Here is a 13,318-nt window from a genome sequence, read left to right as displayed (position 1 = left end):
TAAATGTCTTGTTCAAAACCTGCCCTGTAAATGAAAAATAATCTCCGCAAATAATGTAGCAAAAAGAAACGTTCCAGTATAAACAACCAATGATACCACTACGATCCTCCAGCTTAACTGTTTAAAGCTGTCGATATCCTTGCCAAATGACAACCCTGCATATGCCAATATTGGAGTGGCCAATGCCATGAAATTGATTTTTTCTGTTTGTGCGACAATTGCTGCATTCCCTGGAAAAATTGGTGAGGTTACCAGTAAAGCAAATAATGAAATCCACACAACTGCAGGTATTTTAACAGGTAAAAAGGAAGTAAGGCTTAGCCCTGCAATCGTAATCAAAATAATAATTAAAATGCCAGGCAAAGCTTGTATTGGAGATACACCATAACCTACCCAATTTCCAAGAATAGCGATAATTCCAATCAAAACCAAAATTCCGGATTGTTTCATCATTGGCTTTTATCCTCCTGTGCAACGGAGATTTCACTGCTCTTTCTTCCGATTTTTGGCTCAAGCCAGTTGTATAGACGGGCCGTAACAGGAAGCGAAAAGAATACACAAATATAAGTGCCCAGGAGTGTCGTAATAAGATTCGCTGCCGCTGCGAACAAGGCAATATCATCTGCAGCCTCTGGAAAAGTAACAGCCAGTGCTCCCGATGCAGCAGCCATCATGCTTCCTGATCCAACTCCCGCGCCCATTGCCAATGAGATCGGATGAAAAATTCCGGTACTTCCCAGAAAACCGGCAAGCAAGGCTAAATAAATCGCCCCAAACAATGTGCCGCAAATATAAACACCAAGCGCCCCTCTTCCCTCTGGTGAATCAGCACCGTATTTTTCAGCGATGATGGCAAGATTCGGCTCACGATCAATCGAAAAAGTAGCGCCTATAGCTTCGCGCTTCATACCAAGCCACAATGCGATCGGCAGCCCTATCACAATAGTACCGAAAACATGTCCCACCTCTTGAAAAGCGAGTGACAAGCCTGCATCGAAGATCTTTGGAAGCGATGGACCAAGCATTGTGCCGAGCTTGGCGACGAACAGCATGAAAGATATACCAAGTATTCCTGCAGCACTCTTCATTTGTTTTTCAGTTAACAATTTTAACTTTGGCAGACTCACGATTGCTCCCGCTATCAATACATATAACATAGGGAAAAAAGCGATCGTTCCAATCCCTAAGTTAATTTGTTTAGCCCCAATAGCTTCACCGGCCAACACAAATACTAGAACGAATAAATGAAGTTTCCAATCTTTCCACATACAAAGCCTCCTTTTAAATATTTAGTATGATTATACTATTTTTTGCTGTCCCATTGTTTCAATTACTTGAACGACCGCACTTGTATCAAGATTTCCTTTTCCTTGTATTCTGGCAATCTCAAAAAGCTGCTGCACCATTGAGCCAAGTAAGGAAGGTGCTTGTGAATACCTGGCTAAATCGGTATACAATCCAACATCTTTTGCCATATGGCCTAAAAAGAAATTAATATTTTGATGTGTATCATGAAGCAAATTCGGCCCGAAAACAGACAGTACTTTACTCTGGGCAGAACCAATAGACATTACCTCTGCAATCTGTTTCGCATCTACTCCTGCTTTTACTCCTGTTAACAATGTTTCACTCAGTAATACCATAATGCCTGCTACAACCATATTGTTACAAAGCTTTACAACCTGGCCCGATCCTGCAGGACCGATATAACGAATTTCTTTTCCAACCGACTGCAAAACAGGCACGATTGATTCATAATGTTCCTCTTCCCCGCCCACCATAATCGTCAGTGTCCCACTTTCAGCACCCACCGGGCCATTACTCACCGGGCAATCAAAGAAAAAAATATCTGAGTCTTTCGCCGTTTGATATAATTCTTTTGTCAATCCGACGTCAGTAGTGCCCATATCCAATATAAATGTCTGGGCGTTCATATGCTGAATAGCACCATTCGGACCTGTTAAAGCGTCTTTTAAAATTTCCGGTTTCGGCAAGGAAGTTAGAAGAAAATCCACTTCTTTAGCCAGTTCACTTATATTTTCTTTAGGCGTTGCTCCCAAAGATTCTGCGATAGCCAGCATATCAGGGTCAATATCATAAACAAATACATTATATTGATGCTTGATTAGATTTTTCACCATTCCTCTTCCCATCGCACCGCATCCGATTATCCCTGCATTTTTCATTGGTTTTGTCCTTTCATTTATGGATTGATATATACTGTCTTGATTTCAGTCCAGAAATCGAGTGCGGTGCTTCCTTGTTCCCGAGGTCCTATACTGGATTGTTTTTTCCCGCCAAAAGGATATTGGTTTTCAAAATAGGTCGACGGTAAGTTTACATGTGTAACTCCTGATTGTATATTTCTCACAAAATGAAATGCTTTTTGCAAATCCTTTGTGTAAATAGTGGAGGAAAGGCCAAATTCTATATTGTTCGCCACTTCCAGCGCTTCTTCATATGAATCGACTTCAATGACACCAATAACAGGACCAAAGATTTCTTCTTTTGCAATCATCATGTTCGGAGTAACTTGGCTGAATACTGTCGGTGCCACAAAGTAACCATCCGCTAAGTACCCATCAGTTAACCGCTTTCCGCCGGTTTCCAGAACTGCGCCTTCCTCTATTGCGGTTTTTACATAATGCAAATATATGGTTAACTGATTTTCATCAATGACCGGACCATTATCTACTCCTTCTTCAAAACCATTTCCAATTTTTAAAGCCTCTGCTTTTTTCACAAGTTTTTGAATGACTGTTTTGGAGATCGATCTTGGAACAATTAAGCGGCTCGTTCCGGTGCATCGCTGTCCATTATCAAGGAATCCACTTGTTACGATGCTATTTACGGCCATGTCTATATCTGCATCCTCAAGAATAATGGCAGGGTTTTTCCCGCCCATTTCAGCCTGCATTTTCCCGCCGTGTGCCGTTACAGCTTTCCCCAGTGCCACTCCAACATCTGTTGAGCCCGTGAAAGAAACTGCTTTCAACTTTACATTTTCACCAAGTTCCTTTCCTATCACAGACCCAGAACCGGTTACCATATTAATAACTCCTGACGGAACACCCGATTTCTCAAACAATTCTACAATTTTTACACTGATTAATGTTGTTGTACTTGCTGGTTTAAAAATTACTGTATTTCCCGCCGTTATGGCAGGTGCGATTTTCCAAATTCCAATACCTAAAGGGAAGTTAAAAGGAGCGATCACTCCAACAACACCAAGCGGTTCCCTTACGGTATACCCAAAGATATTTGAATCGTAGGAGGGAATAGTTTCGCCATTTAACCGTGTCGCTTCTCCACTGAATTGTTTCATTGCCTGGATTGTTTTTAAAACTTCTCCTCTTGATTCCCGCAAAGATTTGCCCACTTCTTTTGTAATAATTCTGGCAAGCTCTTCTTTTTCTTCTTCAAGGTGATAAATAAGTTTAAATAGTACTTCCCCGCGAACTGGAGCGGGGGTATTTGCCCAACCGGGAAAAGCATCCTCAGCAGCTCTAATTGCTTCCTGCACATCTTCGACGGTTGATGTTTGGAAGTAACCTAATACCTCCTGATTTGCAGGGTTTATACTGGGAAATGTCTTTCCGGAAACAGAAGTTACCCATTTGCCGTTAATATAATTGTGATAGGTTTTGATCATTTTATATCTCCTTCCCCGTTCAGTTATTAAAATTATAATATTCTGAATTTTAGAAGGTAATATGTCCCTATACAAAAATTTAAACTAGTTTTTGTGTTGATCCACAATTATCTTTTTTTGAACATACAATTTATAAGCTAACATGATATTTAGCCAATCCTCTTTATTTTGAAAAGAAACATTTAGCGTCTCTTCTATTTTCTTTAAGCGGTAGTACAAAGTATTCGAATGAATATGCAATTTTTCTACTGTATCTTTATTACTTCCATTTAAATCAATATAGGTTGCCAAAGTATGAAAATACTCTTGATTCATTTCCATAAGCATGCCGAGCCTATCCTCAATAAATCTGTCTATTGCTGTAGCCTCTATTTTGGTCGATAACCGTTCGAATCCGAGATTTGAGTATGTAGTTACATGTGGAGTTTTTCTTTTTCTCCCATAATGCACCGCCTCTTTGGCTTCATGCAATGATTCCCCGATTGCTTTGATAGACACTTCTCTCCCAATTCCTATCACGCATTTACCAGGCCATCGATTCATAATAGCATGTGCGATCGTTTCACCGATCATTTTCTTTATGAAAGGGATCACAATGATGACTTGATATGCCTTTGTAAAAACAAGAGGCTTTTCGCAATTCAGACGGGCAATTTGTTCTATTGAACGGATAACCTTTGCTTTTTCAAGAACCGCTTTTGTATCCCAAAGGAGTGCCTCATATCCATCAATTAAGATACATTGTATTTTTCCTTCAGGATTCCATGATAACTGATGAACCATACTTGTAAGCAAAGTAACTGATTGTTCATCCACCAGCTGTTGAAAAAACTCTTCTCTTATGGATAATTCTTTATCGTACAAATCATTTTGTTTAACAAGTTCCAGTGCTATCGCTGTTGCCGCATGTTCCAAGGCGGATTTTTCAATGTTGGTTAAAGTATTGAGAGATTTTTTTAACACAATAAAACCGAAGGTGTCGCGGCCTCGAGTAATTGAAAAACTTTGTGAAGGATCTTGCGCTGACTCGGAATATGATGCGGGGCATTGCAGAAATTGGCTAAGCAAAGTTAGTATCGGTTCAACACCTTTGCCCTCCAAGACAAGTTGTGTGAACTTCTGATGGATAAGTAAGGAATTCTCCAATTGATGATTCTTTTCTTCTAATTCCTTATAAAGCTTGGAATTCATAATGGCAATCGCAGCCTGGTCAGCGATAGATTCAATGACATAAATATCTTCAGAGAGGAAGTCGCTATCAGTTTCAAAATTATCAACGACAAGCACACCGATGCATTGATCACGGTAGAGGAGAGGGACACAAATCGTACTTTTTATGATGCGATGATTGACGCCTTTAAGAAAATAGTAAACGTTTTCCTGCGACATCGTCTTCATAAATTCAAGAACTTCATTACCAGTCCTTAGCTGCGGTTTTTTAGTTGTATATGTATAGCCTGTTAACGACTCTTCAGGTGAAAAAACAACCCGGTTCATCCATTGTTCATTCACGCCAACTCCTGAAGCAAAATACAGCTTGGCTTCCTCCCGGCAATGATAAAGGATAACGGTGTCTGCCTTTTCAATAAGTTCATATGCTGCGTGTACCAACGTATCAATAACAAATTTAAAATCAAAGCTCTGTGTCAAAACCCGGTTTAATTCAAGCAATCTTGTAAACTTATCATTTGCATGCAAGGTTTTCAATATTTGATCCTCCTCGTATTCCAGATTTCCAACAAATAAACATAAACACAGCATTGACCTCTATTTCCTTTATGGTTGGTGAGCTTTTCAAATAGTATAAATTATTGTACAAAAAACGCAAACTTGCGTTGCGCGAATCTAAATCTGCTTATGCATATCCTGCGGACTCCACGTGAAATGTAATGTAAGATTTCCTTTCATGATTTTCATAACTTTTTAAAAAAGTATGGAAGATTTTATAACAACTATAATGTAATAAATTTTCAAGTCCTTTAAGCTAATAAACAAAGCTTTACAGGATGGAGGGCGAAACGTGAAGCTAAGTTGGCTTCTTCAGCTTTTGATCATTTCAGCATTCCTGCTGCTTGGCTACGGTACAGTCGCTGTCTTTCGCATCCCTTTACCGGGTAGTGTCGTGGGCATGATACTACTGTTCGTTTTCCTGTTAACCGGCATTATTAAATTGGATTGGATAGAAAGAACAGCTTCATTTCAGTTAAAACACCTGACACTACTATTTATTCCGCCCATTGTAAGTCTCTTCTTATCTCCAAGCTTGCAACAGATCATGCATTGGAACATCGTCCTGATTCTAGTTGTGAGCAGCATGTGCTGTTTGTTGGGCACAGCTTTCTTTGTAGAATGGTATGAAAAAATAAAAAGGAGAAATGGACAATGATTACTTTTACCGGATTTTTATGCATTGTCTTCACCCTATTATGCTACTTGTTAGGCTTTCAACTTTATCGTAAATATCAAAAAGATTGGCTAAATCCGTTATACACCGCATCTTTGATTCTCATTTTTTTATTGCTTGCCTTTCATATCCATGAGGAAACTTATCAGCAAGGAAGTTTCATTTTTAATATGCTGTTGGAACTTGCGGTTGTCTCTCTAGCTGTTCCGCTATACAAACAGTGGTCTTTTCTAAAGAAGAATTATAAAAAAATATGTTCAGGCGTAGTTTGTGGCACGGTGCTGGGGATCATTTCTGTCATTGGGCTGGCACAAATATTCCATTTAAAGGAACAGTTAATGGCATCATTAATCCCCCGGTCCGTCACCCTTCCTATCGCCCTGACCTTATCAAATGAACTGGGAGGTTACACGTCAACCACCGTTTTCTTTGTGATTTTTTCAGGTCTCGTTTCCTTAACCGTTGGTCCAAAATTATTAAAGCGATTGGGAATACGCAGCAAAGCCGCCAAGGGATTGGCAATGGGGACCTCAGCACAAATGCTCGGGGCGAACCGTTCACTGCATTGGGGTGAAGAAGAAGGAGCAATGGGCAGCGTAGCAATGACTACCTCTGCATTGTTTCTTTCCTTGTTAGTGCCAATCCTGCCGCTCATTTTGTGAATGTGAATTGATCAAAAGAGCTGCCAAAGCAGCTCTCCTTTTATTGATATATTGCATAGCGAAATTGATACTCAAGCTATTTATTATCAGCAACCTCTGCAGAAATTTGCCAGGTTACACCGAATTTGTCTGTTATTTGTCCATATGAGGGACTCCAGAATGTTTCTTGAAGCGGCATGATTACTTGTCCGCCTTCTTGTAGTTTTCCGAATACTTCTTTTGATTTTTCCACATCGGTTATGGTCATCGCTATCGTGACTTGTGATCCAAGTTGATATGGTTGACCCGGGAATGTATCAGAAAGCATTAGATCTGTATTACCAACTTTCAAATGTGCATTTAATACACGGTCTTTTGCTTCAATTGGAATGGGGTGTTCCGGATTTTCAGGCATGTCTCCAAAAGTTTGAAGCCCCATAACTTTCGCCTCCAAAGCATGTTCATAAAACTTTACAGCTTCTTGCCCATTACCATTCATAACCAAATAAGGATAAAGCCCTTTAATCATACTGGACACCTCTTTTTTGTTAGTTTTTAATCATAATAGAACTAATGTTCCTATGTATACTACCATATATTACATATGTCTGCAACAACTCATAAAATCCCCGCAGCGACCTATGATATTTAAATGAAGCGCTTACCATAGAAGCAGCTCAACCGATTCATAATGATTTACAGGCATGTATTGAAGAAATTGAACGTCTTACTAGGCAAAGCCCGGAATTCATTCTAAATATTAATATGCAGGAGCATAGAGCGAGCGTAAATTATTTACTAATACGTACAAGTGAGCTCGTACGTGCCAAAACACTTCATAAAAAGAACCGGAAACAATTTAGTCGGGGAAGTGACCTGATAGGTGCCAAGCTTAGAGGATCTGATCTTAAAGGAGCTAACTGCAGGCATCGGTATTAGCCCAGCAATGCTTTTTTTGCTCCAGTAGTCGGCTAACCATTTAGCATTTTGCGTAACAGCACTTTCATCAAACAATCGTTTGATTCTGTTTTGTTCAACTTTTATCTTAAATTGTCCAGGTTCCAACAAAGATACGATTTGTCGTGTTTGCCTGCCAACAGTTGCTCTCCGAGAAACAATTCAAAAAAACTGTGCCTATGTAAGTACGAAGGAGATTCGTTTGTTTCCTCCCAGTCGATATTAAGATTTACAACACTGGCATTTTCGTACTGCCTGACAAAGGTTACCGAGTATAGGTGATCACCGTTTTCGACTGACTTTAAGATCGGTATATTCTTTCGGAAACCAACCGGATCCACATACGGACGAAACTCTTCATCATTTCTTAGCATCCCAAATAGCGATGTTAACAGATCCTCATACAGATCGAATTTTTCAGCCCAATTAGAGATAGTTTCAAGAGGGGGAAAACCTGGATCATTGTTTGAGATATCCTTACGTTGTCTCAGCAAAGCACAGATTTGTTCATCGATTGGTAAAATGCGTTCATCGTAATGGTCGGTTGGACTTTCGAATGGCATACGTTTCATTATAATACCCATTCCTTTCGCTTCTACTTTTTCATCAAATCTTCTGCTACACTTACTCACATCTTAACAGATAATTGTAGTTAAGGTATGAATGCCAACATCTTTTCCAGCATCTTTTGAGAAGATAATCAAAATTATGCAAACGGGAAGCGGCTACCTGCCCCTTCCCTTGTTGCTACCAATAAATCTCGGTTGTCATCATTCACTTAATGTTCACCTTTACAGAGCTACCTTTTCACTTAGATCAGCCTCTTCCCAACCTTTACAAACATCTACCCATTCTTTTGCAAATGAATATTGAAATAATTCATCAATCGTCAATTCTATTGCAGAGTTAGTGCTTCCACAAGCCGGGAAAAGAGTCTTGAAGCGTTTCATGGAGACATCCAGATAGACATCAAGTTCATTTTTTAACCCAAATGGACAAACCCCGCCGATCATGTGTCCCGTTTGCTCCAGCACTTCATCAGGAGTGAGCATACGTGCTTTGAAGCCAAAAGTATGACGGAATTTCTTGTTATCGATTTTTGCATCTCCAGCAGCGACGATTAAAATGGCTTTTTCTTCTTCTCCTCTGAAGGATAATGTTTTCGCAATCCGGGCAGGAATGACACCAATTGTGTCGGCTGCCTGTTCAACAGTAGCACTCGATGATTCAAATTCCATCACATCATCTTCACGGTCCCATTGTCTAAAATGGGCTTTTACACTTTCCAAAGACATCTTATTCATCCTTCCCCTATCGGTGTTATATAGAATAATAACACACTCATCTGGGAAAAAAATAATAGGTGAACTGTAGAGCCCGGGGGAGGATACGGTTTGTCCTTATGGACCGAATACTGCTACACCCATTTTTTCAGCTCTTGATTTAATCGCTGAGACCATTTTATTATAAGCAAACATATTGAATTTGAAGTTTGCTTTTTTATTTCCATATGGATGGGATACTTTCGATTTTGTCGTATCTAATTTTTCAATAGCCAACGGCTTGTTTGCCCGATGGGCAATATTCACTAATTCGATTGCCTCTGCCTCAATCATTTTAGAGATTTGACCCGATGTTTTTCCTAAAATATTGAATTTTAATGACGATGAAGAAATAAGCTGTCCCTTGGAATTAACATTCGAAACATGCAATTTGTTTAACTCAGGTAAGGCTTTTTTGCATGGCAGATGCTTCTTGGACAGCACTATTTGCGTAATAATCATCAAGATTGAATCTTTCTTTCACCGTAAGGTGCATAGATTTTGGACGTCTATTTTGACCGGAACGCTTTTCTTTTATAGTCGTGCTGAAAGCAAAGTGTTTTGCTCTATTAAACACTAAAAGGGCATGGCTAGTGGCTTCCACATATTCTTTCGGAAGAGTATTTTTATATACTCGATTTGAAAAATACGTTTTTATACCCATAATCCATGCTCCTTTCTAAACAATTATATTCTATATTTTATCAGAATATATGTTCCCTTTTCAATTGAAAAGCGTTCTCCTTCGGAGGGGCGATTCATCCCCTCCATACTCATTGGGCTACGCCCGACCCATTCCTTGAGGAAGGGGTCTTCTCGCCCGAAATGATAAATACGGCATTGCACTATTTGACAGCCGGTTTTCCCAACGCTTTATTCCTGTGTCTGAACGCTTTATTCTTGGCCCGATTGCCACAGGCTTTCATCGAACACCACTTCCCCGTCCCTGGCCGGGAGCGGTCAAGAAACACCCACTGGCAATCCTCTGCTGAACAAACCCTTAAACGGTACGACAATTCTTTCCTTTTGATTTCAAAAATCAATGCAATTAAGTTAGCAATACCTCTTTTTCCACCTGTTTGCACAGGTTGGAGCTTTGCTCCCTGTTCGCCGAAAACGATCGTAAATTGAAATTGTTTTACAAAATCATTTAATACTGTAAATTCCGCTTGCTGATCGTGAGGATTGTTAATTGTTCTTCTTATTTCGGTTCTTAATTTCAGAGCCATTTGCAAATCGTCATTAGAAACCTCATCGTCTTTAGAAATTAGATCATGCTTTATAAACCATGCATGTAGTCGACGTGTATTTTCTAACAGCTCTATTCCAGGGTCTCCTTCAAAACGCATCCGTTTATCATGGGTATTTAAAAAGTCTGCTATTATTTCAAGCTCGTCGTATCCAGTCCCCATTACAAACCACTCCTATTGACCATTTATAATTTAACCATTAAAATCATTTTATAGGTTAGTTAACCACTAAAAATTTTTATCGGTCACTTTCAAAAAATAAGTTTCATTTGAAAGATCATTTTCTTTTCAGTTTATCAGAACACTTACTACGATGACATCTTTCGTATTCATAATTGCCGGCTATATCTATTAGCTATATACACATTTTCCTACATACTGTTGCCCAGCTTGTGACTATAAATCCTAATTTCCACCCTGCTTTACTTAAATTTCTAATCTATTCATTTTTCATAAAGGAGACTTAATATGGACATTCGGCCTTTCACCACCCACATACCCGACGATGAAATCGAAAACTTAAACAGACGCTTAAAACTGACGAGGTGGCCCGATGAAATAATTGATGCCAAGTGGGAGTATGGCATTCCATTAGAATTCATGAAAGACATCAAGACTTACTGGGAGAGCGAATTTGATTGGAGAAAGGCAGAACGTAAAATTAATTCTTTCTCAAATTATATCGCTGAAGTTGATGGAGTTGATGTTCATTTTATCCATGAACGAGGGAAAGGCTCTGATCCGCTTCCGATCATCATTCCTCATGGGTGGCCCAGTTCGTTTTATGAAATGCTCGAGCTCATTCCTCACCTGACGGATCCGGAAAAGTTCGGTGGGAACCGCGAAGATTCATTTGACGTCATCATTCCTTCAGTTCCCGGACATGGATTTTCGCAAATTCCATTAACATCTGGATTTGAAGACCGGCAGGCGGCTAATCTATTTGTGAAACTAATGAACGGATTGGGCTATGAGAGATTCGGAGCTCACGGCTATGATTTAGGAGCCAGTATTTTAGGTTTGCTGTGTCTCGATCACCCTGATAAAGTCATTGGGTACCACACGACATCACCTGGCAATCCAAGTCCTTATATCTCCAAGGACACAGCATTAACAGAAGCAGAAGAAGAATTTCTATCTTATTTAAAGCAATGGTATAACGAAGAAGGCGGCTATGCCCATATCCTCGGTACAAGGCCACAGACAGCAGCATATGCTTTAAATGACTCCCCGATCGGTTTAGCTGCTTTTATACTGGAAAAGTGGCATTTTTGGACATGTCCGCCAAGCGGGGATTTGCTAAACCATTTCAGCAAAGAAGATCTATTGGCCAATGTATCTATTTATTGGTTCACACAAACAATAAATTCTGCGAACCGTTATTATCTTGAAGGGAAACATACAGCCTGGCCGGGGGAAAACGATATTTCTCCTGTCCCTCATGGTGTGTCATTGACTGCGACACAAAAACACGAGCGCCCACCGAGGGAATATGTTGAACGGCTCTTTCCCAATATCTATAGTTGGGAAGAATTACATAAAGGCGGACATTTTGTTGCACAAGAAGAGCCGAAGCTGATTGCGGAAAAAATACGATCATTCTTTAGGTATTTTCGATAATGGTTATTGTTATTGAATTGGTACGCTATATTAATAGATAACACCAAAAAAACACAATAAATTAAAAGTTACAGTCCTTTTAATTGAAAAAAACGCCACAAGGACGTTTTTCCTTAAACCAAATATTCGTTTCGCAGGTTCCTGAACATGAAGTATCTTTTCTAACAAAACAGGTTCCCTAAAACTTACTTATTGTAAGATTTTGTTCCGGATGGCTCGCTCACTTTACCCAGATAAGCAGACTGATAGATTTGGAAAATATCTTCCTTGTCCAAAGGCAAAGGGCTTCTTGCCAGCAGCCGCTTCTGCTTCGCTCCGTCTTCGGTTAATTTTTCAAGCGCGCTTTCCGGGATTCCGAATCCCTGCAATGTTTGCGGGATTCCCACGTCGGCAACCAGTTTTTCAAGCTCTTCGACACATTTGTAAGAAGCCTCTTCATCGGACAAATAAGCTGAATTGCCTCCTAAAGCGTTTAGAATGTCAGCCATCCGTTTCGTACAGCTGCTTCTTATATACCCCATCACATATGGCAGAAGAACAGCATTGGATTCGCCATGCGGAATATGGAACTGGCCGCCGAGTGGATATGCAAGTGCGTGGACGCCTGCTACCCCGGCATTGAAAAAGGCAAGGCCGGCAATAAAACTTCCATTGCTCATATCGATGCGTGCTTGTTTATTTTGCCCGTCGGTCACAGCTTTCCTGATCGACCGGGCTATCAAACGAATCGCCTGCAGGGCCAATCCGTCCGTTGTCGGGCTGGCATTGACTGACACATATGCCTCAATTGCATGGGTCAGTGCGTCAACGCCCGTGGCGGCTGTAACATTTGCTGGCACCGTCAACGTTAATTCCGGATCAACGATCGCTGAATCAGCCAGCAAATAATCATGGGTGACAACATCTTTCGTGCTTTCCAACGACAGGACCGCTATATTCGTCACTTCTGAACCGGTACCCGATGTGGTCGGAATCAGGATTTTCGGCAGCCCTTTTTTCGATATTTGCTTTGTGCCGGAAAGGTTTAAATAGTCTGCTGCCAGACCTTCATTTTCCGCTAAAACAGCTGCAAGCTTGGCCAAGTCCAGTGCGCTTCCGCCTCCCAACCCGATCACCAGGTCGAAATGACCCTCCCTCGTATATTTGACGAGTTTTTCTCCTACTTCAAGCGGAGGTTCCGGCTCAATATCCGTATAAATATCGACCTCAAATCCTTTTTCCAGCAACGGAACCGTTACCCGGTCTGTCAAACCAATTTGCTTCAGCACAGGATCTGTCACTAACAAGATATTGTTAGCCCCGTATTTTTCAACCTCAGGAATGAGCTGCTCTATAGAACCCCATTCTGTATAGCTTAACGGTGTGAACACCAGTTTTGAAAAAGACATATTAGGCCCTCCTTTACTTATTCCGTATTGTCAAAAATTAAATATATAAATCAAGCAAATACATTGATATCAGAGGGTTTATAA

15 protein-coding genes are annotated in these 13,318 nt (G+C 40.3%); 3 read left to right on the top strand and 12 right to left on the bottom strand.

Annotation, left to right across the window (positions count from 1 at the left end):
* Positions 1-12: 12 nt before the first annotated feature.
* The 5 genes from CU633_RS05820 to CU633_RS05800 all read right to left on the bottom strand — a co-directional run bounded on the left by CU633_RS05820 (position 13) and on the right by CU633_RS05800 (position 5,413).
* On the bottom strand, positions 13-453 hold the full coding sequence (locus tag CU633_RS05820) for a hypothetical protein (RefSeq protein ID WP_257958533.1): 441 nt from the start codon (positions 451-453) through the stop codon (positions 13-15).
* A complete protein-coding gene (locus CU633_RS05815; protein WP_101658788.1) occupies positions 450-1,268 on the bottom strand; it encodes a DUF3100 domain-containing protein in 819 nt (272 codons plus the stop codon). Before CU633_RS05815 ends, CU633_RS05820 begins: the two co-directional genes overlap by 4 nt.
* A 30-nt stretch (positions 1,269-1,298) precedes the next feature.
* The gene (locus CU633_RS05810) at positions 1,299-2,186 is read right to left on the bottom strand and encodes an NAD(P)-dependent oxidoreductase (RefSeq protein ID WP_101658787.1); all 888 of its coding nucleotides are present in this window, start codon (positions 2,184-2,186) and stop codon (positions 1,299-1,301) included.
* 17 nt (positions 2,187-2,203) lie between these two features.
* Positions 2,204-3,652 carry an aldehyde dehydrogenase family protein gene (locus CU633_RS05805; protein ID WP_101658786.1) on the bottom strand — a complete coding sequence of 483 codons (1,449 nt, stop codon included), beginning with the start codon at positions 3,650-3,652 and terminating at the stop codon, positions 2,204-2,206.
* An 84-nt stretch (positions 3,653-3,736) separates the two neighbouring features.
* Positions 3,737-5,413 (bottom strand): helix-turn-helix domain-containing protein, encoded by a 1,677-nt coding sequence (locus CU633_RS05800; RefSeq protein ID WP_101658785.1) that lies wholly within the window; start codon positions 5,411-5,413, stop codon positions 3,737-3,739.
* A gap of 259 nt (positions 5,414-5,672) precedes the next feature.
* Between CU633_RS05800 and CU633_RS05795 the strand changes: the two genes are divergently transcribed.
* Both CU633_RS05795 and CU633_RS05790 read left to right on the top strand, forming a co-directional pair.
* Complete coding sequence (locus CU633_RS05795; RefSeq protein ID WP_101658784.1) at positions 5,673-6,038, top strand: CidA/LrgA family protein; 366 nt, start codon at positions 5,673-5,675, stop codon at positions 6,036-6,038.
* Positions 6,035-6,718, top strand: a complete 684-nt coding sequence (locus CU633_RS05790; RefSeq protein ID WP_101658783.1) for an LrgB family protein — start codon at positions 6,035-6,037, stop codon at positions 6,716-6,718. Before CU633_RS05795 ends, CU633_RS05790 begins: the two co-directional genes overlap by 4 nt.
* 76 nt (positions 6,719-6,794) lie before the next feature.
* Here CU633_RS05790 and CU633_RS05785 read toward each other — a convergent pair whose 3' ends face one another.
* From CU633_RS05785 to CU633_RS05765, 6 genes are all read right to left on the bottom strand, one after another.
* Positions 6,795-7,226 carry a VOC family protein gene (locus tag CU633_RS05785; RefSeq protein WP_101658782.1) on the bottom strand — a complete coding sequence of 144 codons (432 nt, stop codon included), beginning with the start codon at positions 7,224-7,226 and terminating at the stop codon, positions 6,795-6,797.
* A 511-nt stretch (positions 7,227-7,737) separates the two neighbouring features.
* Positions 7,738-8,238 carry a hypothetical protein gene (locus CU633_RS05780; protein WP_101658781.1) on the bottom strand — a complete coding sequence of 167 codons (501 nt, stop codon included), beginning with the start codon at positions 8,236-8,238 and terminating at the stop codon, positions 7,738-7,740.
* Between the two features lie 207 nt (positions 8,239-8,445).
* Positions 8,446-8,949: a YbaK/EbsC family protein gene (locus tag CU633_RS05775; protein WP_101658780.1), complete on the bottom strand. Its 504-nt coding sequence runs from the start codon at positions 8,947-8,949 to the stop codon at positions 8,446-8,448.
* 105 nt (positions 8,950-9,054) lie between these two features.
* Positions 9,055-9,270, bottom strand: a complete 216-nt coding sequence (locus CU633_RS05770; RefSeq protein ID WP_219620948.1) for a hypothetical protein — start codon at positions 9,268-9,270, stop codon at positions 9,055-9,057.
* A 106-nt stretch (positions 9,271-9,376) separates the two neighbouring features.
* Entirely contained in the window at positions 9,377-9,640 is a 264-nt protein-coding gene (locus CU633_RS22525; RefSeq protein ID WP_142383396.1) for a hypothetical protein, read from the bottom strand.
* 181 nt (positions 9,641-9,821) lie between these two features.
* Positions 9,822-10,388: a CGNR zinc finger domain-containing protein gene (locus CU633_RS05765; RefSeq protein ID WP_101658778.1), complete on the bottom strand. Its 567-nt coding sequence runs from the start codon at positions 10,386-10,388 to the stop codon at positions 9,822-9,824.
* Positions 10,389-10,694: 306 nt separating this feature from the next.
* Here CU633_RS05765 and CU633_RS05760 point away from each other — a divergent pair, with 306 nt between their 5' ends.
* The gene (locus tag CU633_RS05760; RefSeq protein WP_101658777.1) at positions 10,695-11,846 is read left to right on the top strand and encodes an epoxide hydrolase family protein; all 1,152 of its coding nucleotides are present in this window, start codon (positions 10,695-10,697) and stop codon (positions 11,844-11,846) included.
* Between the two features lie 185 nt (positions 11,847-12,031).
* Here CU633_RS05760 and CU633_RS05755 read toward each other — a convergent pair whose 3' ends face one another.
* Entirely contained in the window at positions 12,032-13,234 is a 1,203-nt protein-coding gene (locus CU633_RS05755) for an iron-containing alcohol dehydrogenase (protein ID WP_101658776.1), read from the bottom strand.
* Between the last annotated feature and the right edge of the window lie 84 nt (positions 13,235-13,318).

Source organism: Bacillus sp. V3-13 (genome assembly GCF_002860165.1).
Classification (GTDB): domain Bacteria; phylum Bacillota; class Bacilli; order Bacillales; family Cytobacillaceae; genus Bacillus_BJ.
This window is presented reverse-complemented; position numbering and strand designations above follow the sequence as displayed.

Bases quoted from the DNA above. Each gene is read 5' to 3' on its own strand.
- CU633_RS05820 (WP_257958533.1), bottom strand. From the start codon at position 453: ATGATGAAACAATCCGGAATTTTGGTTTTGATTGGAATTATCGCTATT.
- CU633_RS05815 (WP_101658788.1), bottom strand. From the start codon at position 1,268: ATGTGGAAAGATTGGAAACTTCATTTATTCGTTCTAGTATTTGTGTTG.
- CU633_RS05810 (WP_101658787.1), bottom strand. From the start codon at position 2,186: ATGAAAAATGCAGGGATAATCGGATGCGGTGCGATGGGAAGAGGAATG.
- CU633_RS05805 (WP_101658786.1), bottom strand. From the start codon at position 3,652: ATGATCAAAACCTATCACAATTATATTAACGGCAAATGGGTAACTTCT.
- CU633_RS05800 (WP_101658785.1), bottom strand. From the start codon at position 5,413: ATGCTGTGTTTATGTTTATTTGTTGGAAATCTGGAATACGAGGAGGAT.
- CU633_RS05790 (WP_101658783.1), top strand. From the start codon at position 6,035: ATGATTACTTTTACCGGATTTTTATGCATTGTCTTCACCCTATTATGC.
- CU633_RS05785 (WP_101658782.1), bottom strand. From the start codon at position 7,226: ATGATTAAAGGGCTTTATCCTTATTTGGTTATGAATGGTAATGGGCAA.
- CU633_RS05780 (WP_101658781.1), bottom strand. From the start codon at position 8,238: ATGGGTATTATAATGAAACGTATGCCATTCGAAAGTCCAACCGACCAT.
- CU633_RS05775 (WP_101658780.1), bottom strand. From the start codon at position 8,949: ATGTCTTTGGAAAGTGTAAAAGCCCATTTTAGACAATGGGACCGTGAA.
- CU633_RS05770 (WP_219620948.1), bottom strand. From the start codon at position 9,270: ATGATTGAGGCAGAGGCAATCGAATTAGTGAATATTGCCCATCGGGCA.
- CU633_RS22525 (WP_142383396.1), bottom strand. From the start codon at position 9,640: ATGGGTATAAAAACGTATTTTTCAAATCGAGTATATAAAAATACTCTT.
- CU633_RS05765 (WP_101658778.1), bottom strand. From the start codon at position 10,388: ATGGGGACTGGATACGACGAGCTTGAAATAATAGCAGACTTTTTAAAT.
- CU633_RS05760 (WP_101658777.1), top strand. From the start codon at position 10,695: ATGGACATTCGGCCTTTCACCACCCACATACCCGACGATGAAATCGAA.
- CU633_RS05755 (WP_101658776.1), bottom strand. From the start codon at position 13,234: ATGTCTTTTTCAAAACTGGTGTTCACACCGTTAAGCTATACAGAATGG.